This is a genomic window from Pseudomonas sp. DWP3-1-3b3 (assembly GCF_049896305.1).
Lineage (GTDB): Bacteria > Pseudomonadota > Gammaproteobacteria > Pseudomonadales > Pseudomonadaceae > Aquipseudomonas > Aquipseudomonas azotoformans_A.
The window spans coordinates 42,267-65,140 of the sequence record NZ_JAFCUA010000010.1 but is presented as its reverse complement, the minus strand read 5'-3'; the positions used below and the strand labels follow the sequence as shown (position 1 = coordinate 65,140).

2 protein-coding genes are annotated in these 22,874 nt (G+C 63.2%); both read left to right on the top strand.

Annotated elements, in window-relative coordinates; genetic code table 11:
* Positions 1-3 precede the first annotated feature (3 nt).
* Entirely contained in the window at positions 4-7,785 is a 7,782-nt protein-coding gene (locus ACP7BX_RS25495; RefSeq protein ID WP_426161317.1) for an amino acid adenylation domain-containing protein, read from the top strand.
* Positions 7,786-7,795: 10 nt separating this feature from the next.
* A complete protein-coding gene (locus tag ACP7BX_RS25490) occupies positions 7,796-22,756 on the top strand; it encodes a non-ribosomal peptide synthase/polyketide synthase (RefSeq protein WP_426127914.1) in 14,961 nt (4,986 codons plus the stop codon).
* The last annotated feature ends 118 nt before the right edge of the window (positions 22,757-22,874 follow it).

The following is a 22,874-nucleotide window of genomic DNA, read 5'->3' as shown; positions in this document are numbered from 1 at the left end:
ACCATGCTTTCCAACCCTAACATCGATCTGGTTTCGCGCTTTCTTCGCCTGCCTCTGGAACAGCGCGAGCAGTTTTACCAGCGTCTGCAAAGCCGGGGCATGAGCTTCGCCCAGATGCCGATTGCCTCCATCCGCGAGGACGGCCAGCACCTGCCGCTGTCCTACGCCCAGGAACGCCAGTGGTTTCTCTGGCAGTTGGACCCGGACAGTGCCGCCTACCACGTCCCCGGCGCCCTGCGCCTGAGTGGGCGCCTGGACAAGGCGGCCTTGCAACGCAGTTTCGACACCCTGGTGGCACGTCACGCAAGCCTGCGCACGCGCCTGCACCTGGACGGTGAGCAGCGTGCCCAGGAGGTGCTGGCCTGTGCAGAGATTCAAATTGTCGAAAGCACGGTTGAGGAGGCAAACCTCAAGGCATTGGTAGAAGCTGAAATCGCCCGTCCCTTCGACTTGCAGCAAGGCCCGTTGCTGCGCGTCAGCTTGTTCGCACTGAGTGAAGAGGAGCACGTGCTGGTCCTGGTGCAGCACCATATCGTCTCCGACGGTTGGTCGATGGGCGTGATGGTGCAAGAGCTGATGCAACTCTACGCTGCCTACAGCCAGGGCCAGGACTGTGCCTTGGCGCCGCTGCCGATCCAGTACGCCGACTACGCGCTGTGGCAGCGCAGCTGGATGGAAGCGGGGGAGAAGGCCCGTCAACTGGCGTACTGGCGCGAGCAGCTCAGCGGTACGCAGCCGGTTCTGGAACTGCCGTTCGACCAGCCGCGCCCGGCGCAACAGAGCTTTCGTGGTGCGCGTCAGGACATCGCGCTGGAACCGGCATTGGCTGCAGGATTGAAAGCCTTGGCACAGCGTGAAGGTGTGACGATGTTCATGCTGTTGCTGGCCTCGTTCCAGGCGTTTCTGTACCGCTACAGCGGCCAGCCGGATATTCGCGTCGGCGTGCCGATTGCCAACCGCAACCGTGTCGAGACCGAGTCACTGATCGGCTTCTTCGTCAACACGCAAGTGCTCAAGGCCGACCTTGATGGCCAGATGAGTTTTGCCCAGTTGCTGCAGCACACCAAGCGCCGTGCGCTGGAAGCCCAGGCCCACCAGGACCTGCCCTTCGAACAACTGGTGGAAGCGCTGCAACCCGAGCGTAGCCTGAGCCATAACCCGCTGTTCCAGGTGATGTTCAGCCACCAGGCCAATTCAACTGCCGCCGCGCAGCAGCTACCCGGCCTGCGCGTGGCCAACCTGGAATGGGACAGCCACAGCGCTCAGTTTGATCTGAGCTTGGATACCCAGGAGAGCGGCGAGGGCATCTGGGCCTCGTTGACCTACGCCACCGACCTGTTCAGCGCTGCGACTGTCACGCGCATGGGTGAACATTGGCTGAGCCTGCTGCGTGACGCGGTGGCGAACAGCGCGTTGCCTTTGCAGGACCTGGCGACACTCAACGCCCATGAGCGCGAGCAAATCCTCTGTCAGTGGAACGCCACCGAGCGCGACTATCCGCAAGGGCAGTGGGTGCACCAGTTGATCGAAGCCCAGGCGCTGGCGCAGCCGGAAGCACTGGCGCTGTGTTTCAACGACTTGTCCCTGAACTACGCACAATTGAATAGCCGCGCCAACCGCCTGGCCCATCGCCTGATTGAGGCCGGCGTTGGACCGGACGTACTGGTGGGGCTGGCCGTGGAGCGCTCCATCGACATGGTGGTCGGCCTGCTTGCCGTGCTCAAGGCCGGTGGCGCCTATGTGCCGCTGGACCCGGAATACCCGCGTGAGCGCCTGGCCTACATGCTGGAAGACAGTGGCGTGAAACTGCTGCTGACCCAGGCGCATCTGCGTGAACAGTTGCCGATTCCCCAAGGCCTGGAAACCCTGGTGTTGGGTGAGTCCGATTACTCAGGCTATAGCGACGCCAACCCAGGTATTGCCCTGGATGGCGAAAACCTTGCCTACGTCATCTACACCTCGGGCTCCACCGGCCAGCCTAAAGGCGCGGGCAACCGTCATTCGGCGTTGCTCAACCGCTTGCACTGGATGCAGGAAGCCTATGGCCTGGGCGCCAGCAACACGGTGCTGCAAAAGACCCCGTTCAGCTTCGACGTGTCGGTGTGGGAGTTCTTCTGGCCGCTGATGACCGGCGCGCGCCTGGTGGTGGCCGCGCCGGGTGATCACCGGGATCCGGCCAAACTGATCAACCTGATCAATCAACAACAGGTCACCACGCTGCACTTTGTGCCGTCGATGTTGCAGGCCTTCCTGCAGGATCCGTTGGTGTCGACCTGCCAGAGCTTGCAGCGCATCGTGTGCAGCGGCGAAGCCCTGCCGGTGGACGCCCAGCAGCAGGTCTTCGCCAAGCTGCCGCACACCGGGCTCTTCAACCTGTACGGCCCGACCGAAGCCGCCATCGACGTGACCCACTGGACCTGCGTCGATGAAGGCCGCGATGCGGTGCCAATCGGCCGTCCGATTGCCAACCTCGGCTGCTACATCCTCGACAACAACTTTGAGCCGGTGCCGGTCGGTGTACTGGGCGAGTTGTACCTGGGCGGTATCGGCCTGGCGCGGGGTTACCACCGTCGTCCGGCGCTCACCGCCGAACGTTTTGTCGCTCACCCGTTCATCAAGGGCGAACGCCTGTACCGCACGGGCGACTTGGCGCGCTACCGCGACAACGGCGTGATCGAATACGCCGGGCGTATCGACCATCAGGTCAAATTGCGTGGCCTGCGCATTGAGCTGGGCGAAATCGAAGCGCGCCTGCTGGAACACGCCTGGGTACGTGAGGCCGCTGTGCTGGCGGTCGACGGCAAATACCTGGTGGGTTACCTGGTGCTGCAAAACGCCGGTGATGACTGGCGCGACGCGTTGGGCGTGCACCTGGGTCAACATCTGCCGGACTACATGGTGCCCGCACAATGGGTGGTGCTGGAGCAGATGCCCCTGAGCCCCAACGGCAAGCTGGACCGCAAGGCGCTGCCCAAACCCGAAGCCACTCAGCACTACGAAGCGCCGCAAAGTGCGCTTGAACAGCAGATCGCCGCAATCTGGGCCGACGTGCTGGGTGTCGAGCAGGTGGGTTTGAACGACAACTTCTTCGAACGTGGCGGCGATTCGATCATCTCCATCCAGGTGGTCAGCCGCGCGCGGGCGGCCGGTATTCATTTCACCGCCAAGGCGCTGTTCCAGCACCAGACGGTGCGCAGCCTGGCGCGGGTGGCGCAATTGCAGACGGCACAGGTGATCGACCAGGGCCCGGTGCAGGGCGAGACGCCGTTGTTGCCGTTCCAACAGTTGTTTTTCGACATGGACCTGCCGGACCGTCATCACTGGAACCAGTCCTTGCTGCTAACGCCACGCCAATATCTTCTTGCTGAGCCATTGGAAGCTGCGCTGCAAGCGCTCACCCAGCACCACGACGTACTGCGCCTGAGTTTTAGCCAGCAAGCCGAGGGCTGGACCGCGCGGCATGATGCGCAACCTGCAACGCTGCTATGGCAGGCCAACGTGCAGGACGCCGCTGAACTGCAAACCCTGTGCGAACGCGCCCAGCGTAGTCTCGACCTGCAACAAGGCGCATTGTTGCGTGCGGTACTTGCAGACATGGCTGACGGCTCACAGCGCCTGCTGTTGGTCATGCACCACCTGGTGGTGGACGGTGTGTCCTGGCGGGTGTTCCTCGAAGACCTGCAAAGCCTGTATCGCCAGCAGAAATTGCCGGCCAAAACCTCGTCGTTCAAAACCTGGGCCGAGCGTTTGCAGGCGCATGCCCGCAGCGAATCAATCGAGCCGGAAAAAGCCTTCTGGCTGCAACAGCTTCAAGGCGTGCCGACGGATTTGCCTTGCCGTGATCCGCAAGGCGCACGTCCGGGCCGCCTGGCCCAAACGGTGGTCAGCCAACTGGATGCCGAGCGCACCCGGCAATTGCTGCAACAGGCGCCCATGGCGTATCGCACCCAGATCAACGACCTGCTGCTGACTGCCCTGGCGCGCGTTATCTGCCAGTGGACCGGGCAAGCCTCCAGCCTGATCCAGCTGGAAGGCCATGGCCGTGAAGACCTGTTCGACGACATCGACCTGACCCGCACCCTGGGCTGGTTCACCAGCCTGTTCCCGGTGCGCCTGACTCCGGCCGAATCCCTCGCCACCTCGATCAAGCAGGTCAAGGAGCAACTGCGTGCGGTGCCGGACAAGGGCCTGGGCTTCGGCGCACTGCGCTACCTGGGCGACGATGCCACGCGTGAGGTGTTCAGCGCGTTGCCGGTACCGCGCATCACCTTCAACTACCTGGGTCAGATCGACGGCAGCTTTGACCAGCCGCAAGGGCTGTTCGTACCCTCGGCAGAAAGCTCCGGCACCGAACAAAGTCCGGATGCGCCGCTGGGCAACTGGTTGACGTTGAATGGCCAGGTGTACGGCGGTGAACTGCACATGGGGTGGACGTTCAGTCCGCTGATGTTCGATGCATCGCAGATCGAAGCCTTGAGCCAGGCCTTCACCCGCGAACTGACGGCCTTGGTCGAACACTGCTGCACCCCCGGCAACAACGGCGTGACGGTCTCCGACTTCCCGTTGTCGCGCTTGAACCAGCAGCAGTTGGAATCCCTGCCGCTGGCCGCCGAAGCCGTTGAAGACATCTACACCCTGTCGCCCATGCAGCAGGGCATGTTGTTCCACACCCTGTACGAACAGGCGGCCGGTGACTACATCAACCAGATCCGCGTGACGGCCGATGGCCTGGATGTGACGCGGTTCCAGCAGGCCTGGGACGCCACGGTGCAAGCCCATGACGTACTGCGCAGCGGGTTCTTCTGGGAAGGCCAGCTGGAATGGCCCTGCCAAGTGGTCTACCGCGAAGCCCGTTTGGTCATCGAACAGCTCGATTGGCGCGCCATGCCGGAGCGCGAACTGGAGTTGCAGAACCTTCAGGAAGCTCAACGTCGTCAGGGCTTCGATCTGTCCAAGGCGCCCCTTGTGCGCCTGGTACTGGTGCGTACCGAGGAGCAACGCCACGAACTGATCTACACCAGCCATCACATCTTGATGGATGGCTGGAGCAATTCGCGGCTGTTCGGCGAAGTGCTGCAACGTTATGCCGGTGTCGCGGTGCCTGAAGCGGCCGGGCGTTATCGCGACTACATTGGCTGGCTGCAACAGCGTGATGGCGCAGCGACTGAAGCGTTCTGGCGTGAGCAACTGAGCACTCTGCAAGCGCCGACGCGTTTGGGCAGCAGCCAGCCGATGGCGGTAGATGGGCATGGCGAGCATCAGCTCAGCCTGGATCGCCCGCTGACTGCGCGCCTCGAAACCTTCGCGCGCAACAACAAAGTCACGCTCAACACCTTGATCCAGGCGGCGTGGCTGGTCCTGTTGCAGCGCCATAGCGGACAGTCGGTGGTGTCTTTCGGTGCCACCGTGGCCGGGCGTCCGGCAGAGTTGGCGGGGGTGGAGCAGCAGATAGGCCTGTTCATCAACACCTTGCCGGTGATCTGCGCGGTGGATGCCCAGCAGACCGTGGCCGACTGGCTGCAAGCGGTGCAGGCGCAGAACCTGGCGTTGCGTGAGCATGAACATACCGGGCTGTACGATATCCAGCGCTGGGCCGGGCAGGGCGGTGAGGCCTTGTTCGATAATATCCTGGTGTTCGAAAACTACCCGGTGTCCAAGGCCCTGGAGCAGAGCGGCGGCAGCGGTATCCGTTTTGGCCTGCCGGATTCGCGCGAGCAAACCAGCTTCCCGCTGACGGTGTTGGTGGACGTCGGTGACACGCTGTCAGTGCAGTTCGGCTATGCGCGTGCGCATTTCGAGGCAAGCACGGTGCAAAGCTATGGCCGCCATCTGGTCAACCTGCTGCAAGCCATGCTCGACGGCGACCAACAACGCCTGGGCGACCTGGCGATGTTGGAGGTGGCGGAACGCCAACAAGTGGTCGTTGACTGGAACGTCACGGCGCGGGATTACCCGTTGCAGCACTGTGTGCATCAACTGATCGAGCAGCAGGCAGCGCGCACGCCGCACGCCCCGGCATTGGTGTTTGCCGAGCAGCGCTTGAGCTACGCCGAGCTGAACCGTCGTGCCAACCGCCTGGCTCATCGCCTGATCGAAGCGGGTGTGGGCCCGGACGTGCTGGTGGGCCTGGCCGTGGAGCGTTCCATCGAAATGGTGGTCGGTCTACTCGCCGTACTCAAGGCCGGTGGCGCCTATGTGCCGCTGGACCCGGAATACCCGCGTGATCGCCTGGCCTACATGCTCGACGACAGCGGTGTGAAACTGCTGTTGACCCAGGCACATTTGCTTGAGCAACTGCCGATTCCGCAAGGCTTGAATAGTCTGGTGCTGGGTGAAGCCACATTCGAAGGCTACAGCGACGCCAATCCACAAATCGTGGTGCATGGCGAAAACCTCGCCTACGTGATCTACACCTCAGGCTCCACCGGCCAACCCAAAGGCGCCGGCAACCGTCATTCAGCCCTGGCCAACCGCCTACACTGGATGCAGGAGGCTTATGGCCTGGACGTCAGCGACACGGTGCTGCAAAAGACCCCGTTCAGCTTCGACGTATCGGTGTGGGAGTTCTTCTGGCCGCTGATGACCGGCTCGCGCCTGGTGGTGGCCGCGCCGGGGGATCACCGCGATCCGGCCAAGCTGATCAAGCTGATCAACCAAGAGCAGGTCACCACGCTGCACTTTGTGCCGTCGATGTTGCAGGCCTTCCTGCAAGACCCGACGGTGGCGACCTGTCATACCCTGCACCGCATCGTATGCAGCGGCGAGGCCTTGCCGGTGGATGCCCAGCAGCAGGTGTTCGCCAAGCTGCCCCAGGCCGGGCTCTACAATCTGTATGGCCCGACCGAAGCCGCCATCGACGTGACCCACTGGACCTGTGTCGATGAAGGCCGCGATGCGGTGCCCATTGGTCGCCCGATTGCCAACCTCGGTTGCTACATCCTCGACAGCAACTTCGAACCTGTCCCCGTCGGTGTGCTGGGCGAGTTGTACCTGGGCGGCATCGGCCTGGCGCGAGGTTACCATCGCCGTCCGGCACTGACTGCCGAGCGTTTTGTTGCCCACCCGTTCGTCAAGGGCGAACGCCTGTACCGCACGGGCGACCTGGCGCGCTACCGCGAAGACGGTGTGATCGAGTACGCCGGGCGTATCGATCATCAGGTCAAGCTGCGTGGCCTGCGCATCGAGTTGGGCGAAATCGAAGCGCGTCTGTTGGAACACGACTGGGTGCGTGAGACCGCCGTGCTGGCGGTGGACGGCAAATACCTGGTGGGCTACCTGGTGTTGCAAAACACCGGTGACGACTGGCGTGATGTGCTGAGCGCCCACCTGGCCCAACAGCTGCCGGACTATATGGTCCCGGCCCAGTGGATGCTGCTGGAGCAGATGCCCCTGAGCCCCAACGGCAAGCTGGACCGCAAGGCCCTGCCGAAAGCGGACTCCAGCCTGCAAGCCCGGGAATACGTCGCCCCGAACAGTGAACTGGAACAACAGATCGCCGCGATCTGGGCCGACGTGCTGGACGTGGAGCGGGTAGGCCTGCACGACAACTTCTTCGAACTGGGCGGGCATTCCCTGTTGGCCACCCAGGTGGTGGTGCGCCTGCGCGAGCAGTTGCACGCCGAATTCGACGTCAAATCGATCTTCACCACGCCGACCCTGGCCGATTTCAGTGCCCATGTAGCGGCCCAGCAGACAAATAATTCGCCGGTGCAGGACGCATTGGCTAAATCCTTGGAGGCCCTCAAACGTCTATCAGCAGAAGATTTGGATAAATTGATTTCCTGAGGGGCGTGGCGTGCAAGCATTAATCGAGTCGGTAGGGTCACTTTCGGCGCAACAAAAGAAAGCGTTGGCGGTAATGCTCAAGCAGCAAGGCATCAACCTGTTTGAGATTGCCCCGGTTTTCAAGCGCCAGGAAGGCGAACCCCTTCGACTCTCCTACGCCCAGGAACGCCAGTGGTTCCTGTGGCAACTGGAGCCACAAAGCACCGCCTATCATGTGCCCAGGGCGCTGCGCCTGACCGGCCACTTGGATGTGGCCGCGCTGCAGCGCAGTTTTGACACGCTGGTGATGCGCCATGAAAGCCTGCGCACGCATTTGCAGGAGGAGGGCGACAGCGCCTTGCAGGTGATCGCCGAGCAGGCGCGGGTGGACATCGCGCTGGTCGATGCTCAGGAGTCACAGCTCAAAGCCCTGGTGGAGGCTGAAATCGCCCAGCCGTTCGATTTGCAGCAAGGCCCGCTGTTGCGGGTCAAGCTGTTGCGCCTGGCACCCCAGGAACATGTGCTGGTGCTGGTACAGCATCACATCGTCTCCGATGGCTGGTCGATGCAGGTCATGGTCGACGAGTTGGTCCAGCTCTACGCCGCCCATGCCCAGGGGCAGGACCTGCAATTGCCGGCCTTGCCGATCCAGTACGCCGACTACGCGCTGTGGCAACGCAGCTGGATGGAGGCGGGCGAGCGCGAGCGCCAGCTGGGTTACTGGACCGGCATGCTGGGTGGCGAGCAACCGGTACTGGAAATGCCGATGGACCGACCACGCCCTGCGGTGCAGAGCTACCGCGGTGCGCGGCTCGATCTGACACTTGAAACGTCGCTGGTGGCGGGCCTCAAAAGCCTGGCGCAACGCGAAGGCGTGACGGTGTTCATGTTGCTGCTGGCGTCGTTCCAGGCCGTGCTGCATCGCTACAGCGGCCAGGGCGACATCCGCATCGGTGTGCCGGTGGCCAACCGTAACAGGGTAGAAACCGAGCGTTTGATCGGCTTTTTCGTCAATACGCAGATCCTCAAGGCCGATATCGACGGCCAGATGACGTTCCGCGAGCTGCTGCAACAAACCCGTCAGCGCGCAGTCGAGGCCCAGGCGCATCAAGACTTGCCGTTCGAACAGTTGGTGGAAGCACTGCAGCCGGAGCGCAGCCTGAGCTACAACCCGCTGTTCCAGGTGATGTTCAACCACCAGACCGACACCCAGCGCGCTGGCGGCAGCGTCACGGGCCTGCAGGTGCAGGGGCTGGAGTGGGACAGCAAGACGTCGCAGTTCGACCTCAACCTCGACACCCAGGAGTCGGCTGACGGCATCCACGCCTCCCTGACCTACGCCACCGACCTGTTTGACGCACCGGGCCTGGAGCGTTTCCTCGCGCACTGGCACCGTCTGTTGCACCAGGTAGTGCAGGATTGCAACGGCCGCGTCGGCGAGTTGCCGTTGCTGGACGATGCGCAATGGCAGCAACTGGTGCACACCTGGAACGACACGCACCAGGCATTCGCGCAGGATGTGGGGGTGCATCGGCTGTTCGAAGCCCAGGCACACACGCGTCCGGACGCAACGGCACTGCTCTGCAATGGCCAGGCGCTGAGTTACGCCGACCTGAACCAGCGTGCCAACCGCCTGGCCCATCGCCTGCGTGCGGCGGGTGTGGGCCCGGACGTGCTGGTGGCGGTTGCCCTGGACCGTTCGGTGGACATGGTGTTGGCCCTGCTGGCAACCCTCAAGGCCGGCGGCGCCTATGTGCCGCTGGACCCGCAGTTCCCGGCCGACCGGCTGGCGTTCATGCTCGAAGACAGTCGCGCACAGGTCCTGCTGACCGCCGGCGACCTGCACGAGCGCCTGCCCCTGGCAGCCGACCAGCAGGTGCTGTTCATCAGCGAGCAAGAGGATGAGCGCTACGGCAGTGACAACCCGCAGGTCGAGCTGAGCGGCGAACACCTGGCCTATGTGATCTATACCTCCGGCTCCACCGGCAAGCCCAAGGGGGTGATGGTGCGCCATGGCGCCCTGAGCAGCTTCACCCTGGGCATGGCGCAGACCCTGAGCATCGACGCCAGCGTGCGCCTGCTGTCGCTGACCACGTTCTCCTTCGATATTTTCGCCCTTGAGCTGTACGTCCCGCTGTCGGTAGGTGCCACCGTGGTACTGGCGGACAAGTCAGTGTCCCAGGACCCAGAGGCGATTCTGAGCCTGGTGCATGCCCAGTCAATCAACGTGGTGCAAGCCACGCCGTCGACCTGGCGCATGCTGCTGGACAGTGACCGCCGTGCCTTGCTGCACGGGGTCAAAAGCCTGTGCGGTGGCGAAGCGTTGCCGGCCGACCTGGCCCAGCGCATGCTCGCCCAAGACGGCGCGGTGTGGAACCTGTACGGCCCGACGGAAACCACCATTTGGTCGGCAGCCCACCCGCTGGTTGAGCCGATGCCTTTCGTCGGTCGGCCGATTGCCAACACCTCGTTGTTTGTCCTCAATAGCGAACTCACCCGAAGCCCGGTCGGCGCCAGTGGCGAACTGCTGATTGGCGGCGTCGGCCTGGCACGGGGTTACCACGGCCGGGCAGCCATGACCGCCGAACGCTTCGTGCCCAACCCGTTTGCGCGCAATGGCGAGCGGCTGTATCGCACCGGCGACCTAGCGCGCTATCGCGTGGATGGCGTGGTCGAGTACATCGGCCGCGTCGACCATCAGGTCAAGGTGCGTGGGTTCCGAATCGAGCTGGGTGAGATTGAAGCGTGTCTGCGCGAGCAGCGTGGCGTGCGCGAAGCCGTGGTGATGGCCGAGAATGACCAGCTGCTGGCGTATCTGGTGACGCACACCGCGATCTCGGATGCCGACCAGGGCGCCTTGCGCGAAACACTCAAGGCCGCGTTGCGCGACGTGCTGCCGGACTACATGGTGCCGGCACACATGCTGTTCCTGGCGCGCCTGCCGCTGACGCCGAACGGCAAGCTCGACCGCAAGGCACTGCCGAAGCCGGATGCCAGCCTGTTGCAGAAACGCTATGTGGCACCGATTGGCGAGAAAGCCCAGCAAGTGGCCGCGATCTGGGCCGAAGTGCTGGGTGTGCCGCAGGTTGGCCTTGAAGACCATTTCTTTGAATTGGGCGGTCACTCGTTACTGGCGACCCGCGTGGTGTCACGGGTACGCCAGGCATTGACGATCGACGTGGCCCTCAAAAGCCTGTTTGAACAGCCGGTGCTGGGTGCGTTTGTGCAGGCACTGGGTGAAAAGGGTGCCGACGTTGCGCGCATCACCCTGGCCGATCGCGAACAGCCGTTGCTGCTGTCGTATGCCCAGGAGCGCCAGTGGTTCCTCTGGCAACTGGAGCCGGGCAGCGCGGCCTATCACATTCCTGCCGCGTTGCGCCTAGAGGGCACGCTGGATCGCGTAGCCCTGCAACGGGCCTTCGATACCCTGGTGCAGCGCCACGAAACCCTGCGGACTGTGTTTTTCGCTGACACGCACCAGACTGTCCAGCGCGTGATCGGGCAAGCCGCGCCCATCATCGACTATCAAGTGCTGGGCTCGACTGAGCCGGCCCAGTTGCAGGCGTTGGTCGAAGACGCAATCGCCCAGCCATTCGATCTGCAGGCCGGCCCGTTGCTGCGCATCAAGCTGCTGCAACTGGGCGAGCGCGAGCATGTGCTGGTGCTGGTACAGCACCATATCGTTTCGGATGCCTGGTCGATGCAAGTGATGGTCGATGAGCTGGTGAGCCTGTATGCCGGCTACAGCCAGGGCCTTGAGCCGACCTTGGCGGATCTGCCGATTCAATACGCCGACTATGCCCAATGGCAGCGTAGTTGGATGGAGGCGGGTGAAAAGGACCGCCAACTGGCGTATTGGCGTGCCCGCTTGGGCGATGTGCAACCTGTGTTGGAGCTGCCGCTGGACCGTCCGCGCCCGGCCATGCAGAGCTATCAGGGCGCACGCCTGGACCTGGTGCTGCAACCGTCGGTGGTCGAGGGCTTGCGTGCCTTGGCGCAGCGCGAGGGCGCCACGCTGTTCATGGTGTTGCTCGCGTCGTTCCAGTCGCTGCTCTATCGCTACACCGGCCAGTCGGATATCCGCGTCGGCGTGCCCATCGCCAACCGCAACCGCCTGGAAACCGAACAACTGATCGGCTTTTTCGTCAATACCCAGGTGCTCAAGGCCGACATTGACGGGCACATGACCTTTGTCCAACTGTTGCAGCAGGTGAAGGAACAGGCGCTGGGCGCACAAGCGCATCAGGACTTGCCCTTCGAGCAATTGGTCGAGGCCTTGCAGCCCGAGCGCAGCCTGAGCCACAACCCGTTGTTCCAGGTGATGTTCAACCATCAATCCGCAGCCCAAGCCAATCGTGACGCCCAGCAATTGCCTGGCCTGCGTGTGGAAGGGCTGGCGTGGGACAGCCATACGGCGCACTTCGACCTGAGCCTGGACACCGAAGAGTCAGACGAAGGCCTGCTGGCTTCACTGACTTACGCGACCGCACTGTTCGACGCCAGCACCTTGCAGCGCTTTGCCGCGCACTGGCAGAACCTGCTGAAAAGTGTGGTCGGTAATGCCCGTCATTGTGTCGCTGACCTGCCGATCCTGGGCAGTGATGAGCAGGCGCAGATGCTGTACCAGTGGAACCCGCCGCAACCGACGCGTGCCGCCCACAGCAGCGTGCTGCATAAATTCGAGCAACAGGTGCTGAACCAGCCGCAGGCGATTGCACTGATCATGGATCAGCGGCGCATGACCTATGCCGATCTGAATCTGCGCGCCAACCGCCTGGCACACAAACTGATCGAGCAGGGCGTTACTGCCGACAGCCTGGTCGGCGTAGCGGTGGACCGTTCGCTGGAAATGATCGTTGCGCTGTTGGCGGTCCTCAAGGCCGGCGGCGCCTATGTCCCGCTGGACCCGCAATACCCGGCGGATCGCCTGCAATGCATGATCGAGGACAGCGGCTTGCAGTTGCTGCTGACCCAGCAGCCGCTGCTGGAGCGCCTGCCGATCAGCGCCGGGCTGGCGCTGATTTGCCTGGAAGCCGACGCCGACTGGTTGGCCGAATACCCGGGCAGCAACCCTGCGGCGCGTGCGTTCCCCGCGAACCTGGCGTACCTGATGTTCACCTCGGGTTCGACCGGGCGGCCCAAGGGCGTCGGCATCGACCAGGCCTCGCTGGCGCGGCATGTTGAAGTGTTTATCGAGCTGTTCGAACTGACCGCCGCCGACCGCGTGCTGCAGTTCGGTACGTTCAACTTCGACGGGTTTGTCGAACAACTCTACCCGGCGCTGTGCTGCGGTGCGGCCGTGGTGGTGCGCGGCGGTGAGCTGTGGGACAGCGACACCTTCTATGCGCAACTGATCGAACACGAGATTTCGGTGGTCGACCTGACCACCGCCTACTGGCACCTGATCGCCCGTGACTTTGCCGAGCGCGGCGCACGCGACTACGGCCGCCTGCGCCAGGTGCACGCGGGCGGCGAAGCGATGCCGCCGGAAGGCCTGGCCTCCTGGCGTGATGCCGGGCTGGGCCATGTGCGGCTGCTCAACACCTACGGACCCACCGAGGCGACCGTCACGGTTACCGCCCTGGATTGCGCGGGGTATGTGGAGGGGCGCGAAGCCGTCACGCAGATGATGCCGATCGGTCGTGTATTGGACGGCCGCGCCATCTACCTGCTGGATGCCAGCCTGAATCCGGTGCCCGTCGGTGTGGCCGGCGAGCTGGTGATTGGCGGGCCACTGCTGGCGCGCGGTTACTTCAACCGGGCCGGGCTGACCGCCGAACGCTTTATTCCCGATCCCTTTGACCCTATCGGCGGCGGGCGGCTCTACCGTACCGGCGACCTGGCCCGCTACCGTGCCGACGGCGTGATCGAATACATCGGGCGTATCGACCATCAAGTCAAGGTGCGTGGTTTCCGTATCGAGCTGGGTGAAATCGAATCCCGCTTGCTGGCCCAACACAATGTGCGCGAAGCCTTGGTGATTGCGGCCGACCAGCAGTTGATCGCCTACCTGGTCACCCCTCTGCCGGCGTCCGAGCACGCAGAGTTGCGCGAGCAGATTCGTGCTGTCCTGCGCGATGAGTTGCCGGACTACATGGTGCCGGCGCATTTCATGTTCCTGGAACGGTTGCCGTTGAGCCCCAACGGCAAACTGGACCGCCATGCCTTGCCACGTCCTGACGCAAGCCAGGTCACCCACCACTGGGTGGCGCCCGTCAGTGCGCTGGAGCAGCAGGTGGCTGCGATCTGGGCCGAGATTCTCGGTGCCGAGCGCATCGGCCTGACTGACCATTTCTTCGAACGCGGTGGTCATTCGTTGCTGGCCATGCAAGTGGCCTCGCGCCTGCGGCATAACCTGGGGATTGAGTTGCCGTTGCGCGTGCTGTTCGAGCAGCCGCGCCTGGAGGGCTTTGTGGCCGCTCTGCACACCGAGGGCAAGCGCGGTGGTTCGGCCGCGCCTGCGTTGGTGCCGGCGAATCGCGATCTGCCGTTGGTGTTGTCCTACGCTCAGGAGCGTCAGTGGTTCCTCTGGCTGCTGGACCCCGAAAGCACCGCGTACCACGTGCCCAGCGCCTTGCGCCTCAAGGGGCAATTGGACCTGGATGCCCTGCAACGCAGCTTCGATACCCTGGTGGCGCGCCATGAAAGCCTGCGCACGCATTTGCATCAGGGTGATGAGCAAACGGTGCAGGTGATCCTGCCAGAAGCGCGCATCGAGATTGCGTCGGTGCGCAGCGATGAAGCGCGAGTCAAGGCGCAGGTCGAGGCCGAGATCGCCCGGCCGTTCAACCTGCAAGAGGGCCCGTTGCTACGCGCCACGCTGCTGTGCCTGAGTGAAGACGAACACGTGCTGGTACTGGTGCAACACCATATCGTCTCTGACGGTTGGTCGATGCAGATCATGGTCGATGAGCTGGTGCAGTTGTACAGCGCCTACAGCCAAGGCCAGGCCGTGCAACTGCCCGCCCTGCCGATCCAATACGCCGACTATGCCCGTTGGCAGCGTGAGTGGATGGACGCCGGAGAAAAAGCACGGCAACTGGCCTACTGGCAAACGCTGCTCGGCGGTGAGCAACCGGTGCTTGAGCTGCCGTTTGACCACCAGCGCCCAGCTGAGCAAAGCCATCGCGGTGCGCGCCTGTTTGTAGAGCTGCCGCCCGCCTTGGTCGCAGACCTCAAGGGCCTGGCACAGCGTGAAGGCGTGACGATGTTCATGCTGTTGCTGGCCTCGTTCCAGGCGCTGATGCACCGCTACAGCGGCCAGGAAAATGTGCGCGTGGGCGTGCCGATTGCCAACCGCAACCGTGTCGAGACCGAGCGGTTGCTGGGCTTTTTCGTCAACACCCAGGTGCTCAAGGCCGATATCGACGAGCAGACCTCGGTGTTGCAACTGTTGCAGCAGGCCCGCAAACGTGCGCTGGAAGCCCAGGACCATCAGGACCTGCCATTCGAGCAACTGGTGGAAGCGCTGCAACCCGAGCGCAGCTTGAGCCTCAACCCGCTGTTCCAAGTGATGTTCAACCATCAGACCGACGCGCGGCTGGGCGGCACGGCCCATCAACTGTCGACGCTGCGGGTGGAAGGGTTGGAGTGGGAAAGCCAGACCGCCCATTTCGACCTGGACCTGGATGTGCATGAGGGCGTCGAGAACATCTGGGCCACCCTGGGTTACGCCACCGACCTGTTCAATGCGTCGACCATCGAGCGCATGGCCCGGCACTGGCTGAACCTGTTGCAGGGCATGGTTGCCGATCCGCAGCAGAGTATTGGCCAGTTGAACCTGCTCGATCCGTCCGAGCGCCAGCAGATCCTGCAACTGTGGGACCGCAGCGGTTCGGGCTTCTCTGCTGAGCGGTTGGTCCATGAACTGTTCGCTGACCGTGCCCGGGAAAACCCGCAGGCCGTGGCGGTGAAGTTCGATGCACAGACACTCACCTACGGCGAGCTGGACCGCCAGGCCAACCGCCTGGCCCATGCGCTGATCGCCCGTGGCGTCGGCCCGGAAGTGCGCGTAGCGATTGCCATGCCGCGCAGTGCCGAAATCATGGTGGCGTTCCTGGCGGTGATGAAAGCCGGTGGCGTGTATGTGCCGCTGGACGTGGAATACCCACGTGACCGTCTGCTGTACATGATGCAGGACAGCCGTGCGAAGTTGCTGTTGACTCACACGGCGGTGCAGCAGCAACTGCCGGTGGCCGACGGCCTGGACAGCCTGACGATTGATCGCACTGAAGAATGGGCTGGCTACAGCGATACTGCCCCCAATGTGAAGCTGGACGGCGATAACCTGGCTTACGTGATCTACACCTCGGGTTCCACCGGCATGCCTAAGGGCGTTGCGGTGTCCCACGGCCCGTTGGTGGCACACATCATCGCGACCGGCGAGCGTTATGAAACCAGCCCGTCTGACTGCGAACTGCACTTCATGTCGTTCGCCTTCGACGGCTCCCACGAAGGCTGGATGCACCCGTTGATCAACGGCGCCAGCGTGTTGATCCGTGACGACAGCCTGTGGCTGCCGGAATACACCTACCAGCAAATGCATCGCCATAACGTGACCATGGCGGTATTCCCGCCGGTGTACCTGCAACAGTTGGCCGAGCATGCCGAGCGTGACGGCAACCCACCGAAGGTGCGTGTGTACTGCTTTGGTGGTGACGCGGTCGCCCAGGCCAGTTATGACCTGGCTTGGCGCGCGCTCAAACCGACCTACCTGTTCAACGGCTACGGCCCGACCGAAACCGTGGTCACGCCGTTGCTGTGGAAGGCACGCCGGGGCGATCCATGCGGCGCGGTTTATGCCCCAATCGGCACCTTGCTGGGCAACCGCAGCGGCTACGTGCTGGATTCGCAACTCAACCTGCAACCTGTCGGCGTGGCCGGCGAGTTGTACCTGGGCGGCGAAGGCGTGGCCCGTGGGTACCTGGAGCGTCCGGCACTGACGGCGGAACGCTTTGTGCCGGACCCATTCGGCAAACCTGGCAGCCGCGTGTATCGCAGCGGCGACCTGACCCGTGGTCGTCCGGACGGGGTGGTGGATTACCTCGGTCGTGTCGACCATCAGGTAAAAATCCGCGGTTTCCGTATCGAGCTGGGCGAGATCGAAGCGCGCCTGCGCGAACAGGACAACGTCGGCGAAACCGTGGTGGTCGCCCAGGAAGGTCCGACCGGCAAGCAACTGGTGGCCTACGTGGTGCCGGCCAATGCTGGCCCTGCCAACGAAACCGAGTTCCGCGAAACCTTGCGCCGCGCCTTGAAAACCCGTCTGCCGGACTACATGGTGCCGACGTACTTCATGTTCCTGGCGCAAATGCCGCTGACGCCCAACGGCAAACTGGACCGCAAAGGCTTGCCGCAACCGGACGCAAGCCTGTTGCAACAAGCCTACGTGGCGCCGCAAAGCGAGCTGGAACAACAGCTCGCTGCCATCTGGGCCGACGTGCTGCGCTTGCCGCAAGTGGGCTTGAACGACAACTTCTTCGAGCTGGGCGGCGATTCGATCATCTCGATCCAGGTGGTCAGCCGTGCGCGGCAAGCGGGCATCCGGTTCACGCCCAAGGACCTGTTCCAGCACCAGACCGTACAGAGCCTGGCTGGCGTCGCGCGCCAGGGTGTCGAAGGCTTGACCATCAGCCAGGCCGCCTTGAGCGGCGAGACGTTGCTGTTGCCGATCCAGCAAGCCTTCTTCGCCGATGAGATTGCCGAACGTCATCACTGGAACCAGTCGGTGGTGCTGCAGCCCCACGAACACCTCGATGCCGCGACATTGACCCAGGCCTTGCAAGCGTTGCTGGTGCACCACGATGCGTTACGCTCGCGGTTTGTCGAAGGCGCGCAGGGCTGGCAGGGCCTGTACCGTGCCGCCGAGCACCATCAGGCCGATACCGTGTTGTGGCAAAGCGCGCTGCACGACATTGGAGAGCTTGCGGCCTTGGGCGAGGAGGCGCAACGCAGCCTTGATCTCGACCAGGGCCCGCTGATGCGCACCGTGCTGGTTCAATTGGACGATGGTTCGCAGCGCTTGCTGCTGGTTATCCATCACTTGGTGGTCGATGGCGTGTCGTGGCGGATTCTCCTGGAGGATTTGCAAACGGCCTACCGCCAACTCGCCGCAGGCACCCCAGTGGCATTACCTGCCAAGACCAGTTCCACCCGCGACTGGGCGCAACGTCTTCAGCAATACGCCCAAGGCGAGGCACTGACCCAGGAACTGGCGTGGTGGCAAGCACAATTGCACGGCGCCGAGGCCGACCTGCCAAGCGCCAAGCCAGGAGCGAGCCTGAGCAACCGCCATGCCGGCAGCGCAACCACGCACCTGGACGCCAGCCATACCCGTCGCCTGCTGCAGGACGCCCCGGCAGCCTATCGCACCCAGATCAACGACCTGTTACTGACGGCGCTGGCGCGGGTGATCGGGCGCTGGACCGGCCACGATTCGACCCTGATCCGCTTGGAAGGGCATGGCCGCGAAGACCTGTTCGAGGACATCGACCTGACACGTACGGTCGGTTGGTTCACCAGCCTCTACCCGGTAAAACTCATCCCGGCTTCGACCCTGGCGGATTCATTGAAGGGCATCAAGGAGCAGCTGCGCGCGATTCCCGACAAGGGCATCGGTTTTGGTGCCCTGCGTTACCTGGGCCAGCCCGATGTGCGTGACGCATTGGCACGCCTGCCGCAACCGCGCATCACCTTCAACTACCTGGGCCAGTTCGATACCAGTTTTGATGGCAATGAACAGCAGGGCTTGTTTGCGCCTTCTGGTGATGCCGCCGGCAGCGACCAGAGCCCGGATGCATCGCTGGGCAACTGGCTGGAAATCAACGGCCAGGTGTATGGCGGTGAGCTGAACCTGAACTGGAGCTTCAGCCAGCAGATGTTCGATTCGTCGAGCATCCAGCTGTTGGCCGATGATTACGCGCAAGAACTCAAGGCGCTGATCGAGCATTGCTGCCAGCCTGAACATACCGGCGCCACCCCGTCGGACTTCCCACTGGCCCACTTGAGCCAAGTTCAGTTGGATGGCCTGGCGTTGCCGTTGAGCCAGGTCGACGATATTTACCCGCTGTCGCCGATGCAGCAGGGCATGCTGTTCCAATCCCTGTTCGGCCAGGGCTCGGGCGACTACATCAACCAGATGCGCGTTGACGTGCAAGGGCTGGATGTGGCGCGTTTCCGGGCGGCCTGGCAGGTCGCCCTGGAGCACCACGACATCCTGCGCACCGGGTTCCTCTGGCAGACCGAACTGGAGCAGCCGTTGCAGGTGGTCTACAAGACGGCCCAGGTGCCTTTGGTCGAGCACGATTGGCAGCAGCGTGAAGACCTCGGTGAAGCGCTCGATGCTTTGGCGAAAACCCTTCGTGCAGATGGCTTCGTGCTTGAGCAGGCGCCTTTGCTGAGCCTGGTCGTGGTGCGTACCAGCATCGACAGCCATCACCTGATTTACACCAACCACCACATTCTGATGGATGGCTGGAGTGCTTCGCAGCTGTTTGGCGAGGTGCTGCAGCAATACGCTGGCGAATCGCTACGCGCGCCGAACGGACGCTATCGCGATTACATCGGCTGGTTGCAGGCACAGGATCCGCTCACCAGCGAGACCTTCTGGAAAGCCCAGCTTTCGGGCTTGCAGGCGCCAACGCGACTGTCCCGTGGCCTCGCCCGCGAACAGGACGTGTCCGAGGTCAATGGCATTCACCGGCTGACCCTGGAGCAGACGGCCACCGACCAGCTCAAGGCGTTTGCCCAGCGCCACAAGGTGACGCTCAATACCTTGGTGCAAAGCGCCTGGCTGTTGCTGTTGCAGCGTCATACCGGCCTGGACACCGTCGCCTTTGGTGCCACCGTGGCGGGACGCCCGGCCGAATTGCCGGGTATCGAACAGCAGGTGGGTTTGTTCATCAACACGCTGCCAGTGGTGGCCACGCCGAGCCCGCAGGCGAGCGTGGATGATTGGTTGCAGCAGGTGCAGGCACAAAACCTGCGCCTGCGTGAACAGGAGCACACGCCGCTGTTCGAGATCCAGCGCTGGGCAGGGCTGGGCGGCGAGGCGTTGTTCGACAGCATCCTGGTATTCGAGAACTACCCGGTGTCCGAGGCTTTAGAGCAGGGATCCCCGGCGGGCCTGCGTTTCGGCACGATGGACAGCCTGGAACAGACCCACTATCCGCTGACCGTACTGCTGGCCATGGGTGATCGCCTGGCGATGGAGTTCAACTACGATCACGCCGCGTTCGACACGCAGGATGTCGTTAACCTGTCGGCGCATTTCCAGCAGTTGCTGCTGGCGTTGACACTGCCGCAGGTGGAGCGCCTGGCAGACCTGCCGTCGTTGCCCGCTGCTCAGCACCAGTTGATCGTCGAGGACTGGAACGCGACAGCGCGGGATTATCCGTTGCACCGTGGCGTGCACCAGATGATCGAAGACCAGGTGGCCCTGGCGCCAGACGCACCGGCCCTGGTGTTTGGTGCGCAGCGCCTGAGCTATGCCGAGCTGAACCGTCGCGCCAACCGCCTGGCTCATCGATTGATCGCCGCCGGCGTAGGGCCGGACGTGCTGGTGGGCCTGGCCGTAGAGCGATCCATCGAAATGGTGGTGGGCCTGCTGGCAGTGCTCAAGGCCGGTGGTGCCTATGTACCGCTGGACCCGGAATACCCGCGTGAACGCCTGGCCTATATGCTCGATGACAGCGGCGTGAAGCTGCTGTTGACCCAGGCGCATCTGCTGGAGCAGTTACCGATTCCTCACGGGTTGGAAACCCTGGTGCTGGAGGCGAGCGGTTTCGAAGGCTATAGCGACGCCAACCCAGGCGTTGCCCTGGACGGCGAAAACCTGGCGTATGTGATCTACACCTCCGGTTCCACAGGCCAGCCCAAAGGTGCGGGCAACCGTCATTCGGCCTTGGCCAACCGCTTGCACTGGATGCAGGAGGCGTATGCCCTGGATGCGAGCGATACGGTGTTGCAGAAAACCCCGTTCAGTTTTGACGTCTCCGTCTGGGAGTTCTTCTGGCCCTTGATGACCGGCTCACGCCTGGTCGTCGCCGCGCCCGGTGATCACCGCGATCCGGGCAAGCTGGTCAGCCTGATCAACCAAGAGCAGGTCACCACGTTGCACTTCGTGCCGTCGATGTTGCAGGCATTCCTGCAGGACTCGGCCGTGTCGACCTGCGTCAGCCTGCAGCGCATCGTGTGCAGCGGTGAAGCGCTGCCGGTGGATGCGCAACAGCAAGTGTTCGCCAAACTGCCGCGCGCCGGCTTGTACAACCTGTATGGCCCGACGGAAGCCGCGATCGATGTGACCCACTGGACGTGCGTGGACGAAGGCCGTGACGCGGTGCCTATCGGCAAACCGATTGCCAACTTGGGGTGCTACGTGCTCGACAGCCATTTCGAGCCAGTGCCTGCCGGCGTGCTGGGCGAGCTGTTCCTGGGCGGCGTGGGTCTGGCGCGGGGTTACCACCGCCGGCCGGCGTTGACCGCTGAGCGCTTTATCGCGCACCCCTTCGTCAAGGGCGAGCGCCTGTACCGCACCGGTGACCTGGCCCGCTATCGCACCGACGGCGTGATCGAATATGCCGGGCGTATCGACCATCAGGTCAAGCTGCGCGGCCTGCGTATTGAACTGGGTGAAATCGAAGCGCGGCTGTTGGAGCATCCATCGGTGCGTGAAGCTGCGGTGTTGGCCGTGGACGGCAAGCATCTGGTGGGTTACCTGGTCTTGCAGGAGCCAGGTGAAGACTGGCGTGAAATCCTCAGCGCTCACCTGGCCAACCACTTGCCAGACTACATGGTGCCGGCGCAGTGGCTGCTGCTGGAGTACATGCCCTTGAGCCCTAACGGCAAGCTGGATCGCAAGGCGCTGCCGAAGCCGGACACCCAGTCGACCCAGCCATTTGAAGTGCCGCAAACCGAACTGGAGCAGAAAGTCGCCGCAATCTGGGCGGATGTACTCGGTGTGGAACAGGTGGGTGTGAACGACAACTTCTTCGAGTTGGGGGGGCATTCGCTGTTGGTATTGATGCTCAAGGAGCGCATTCGCAAGGCCAGCGGCATTGGTCTGTCTGTCAGCCAGTTGATGCTCAATCCGACCGTACGCACTCAGGTCGCTTGTCTGGAAGGGACGGCGCGCAGTTCGTTGCTGGTCCCGCTCAACAGCCAGACCGAAGGCACGCCGCTTTACCTGTTCCACCCCAGCTACGGTTCGGTGCATTGCTACAAGGCCCTGGCCCTGGCGCTGCGTGAGCAGCGGCCGGTGGTGGGTGTGATCTGCCGCGCGCTGGCGCAGGAGGGCACAGAAGTGCCGGCATGGGCCGCCATGGTTGAGGATTACACGGCGCAGTTGCTGGAGGCCCAGCCCGAAGGTCCTTTCCGTCTGGCGGGCTGGTCACTGGGCGGTAACCTGGCGGTAGAGGTTGCGCACGGCCTGGAACAGGCGGGCAGGGACGTGGAGTTTGTCGGCTGGATCGACTCGGCACCGCCTCGCTGGCTCACGCAATACTGGGACGCAGCGGTGATCAGCGATGCGGGTGAGCTCTCTGACAACGAGCGGCGCGTGGCACTGCTGGGCGTGATGTTCCCAGGGTTTGCCGAGGCCATCCAGGCTGCTTGGCAGGACGTGCAGGCGAATAGCCTGGATGAAGATCAGCACTGGACGCACTTTGTCGAATGGGCCGAAGGCTCGCTGGGTGACGCGTTCCGCGAGGTCAAGCAAGCGCTGCTGGATGGCAATGAAGCACAGATCTCCTGGGACGTTGACCGCGCCTTGTTCAAACGCTTGGAACAGGCTGACTTCAAGGCGCTCAAGGCGCCTGTTAGTTGCTGGTGGGCGGCCATGAGTCGCGCGGGCCAGCACAAGGCACTGATCGAGGCTGGCATGGAGCGGGTGATCGGCCAGGGGTGTGTGGTGCGCTCGACGATGATTGAGGTGGATCATGAACGCATCATTGATAACGCCGAGTTCGTTCGCAGCTTTGTGACTGCCATGGCGTAAAGGCCGGTAAAAACAGAAAGCCCGGTAAAACAGAAAGCCCCAGGTCACGTGGTGTGACCTGGGGCTTTTTTGTGGGCGGCATGAACCCGCACGCATAAAAAAACACCCTGCGAAGGCT

Excerpts from the sequence above, each read along its gene's own strand:
- ACP7BX_RS25495 (WP_426161317.1), top strand. The coding sequence starts at position 4 with ATGCTTTCCAACCCTAACATCGATCTGGTTTCGCGCTTTCTTCGCCTG.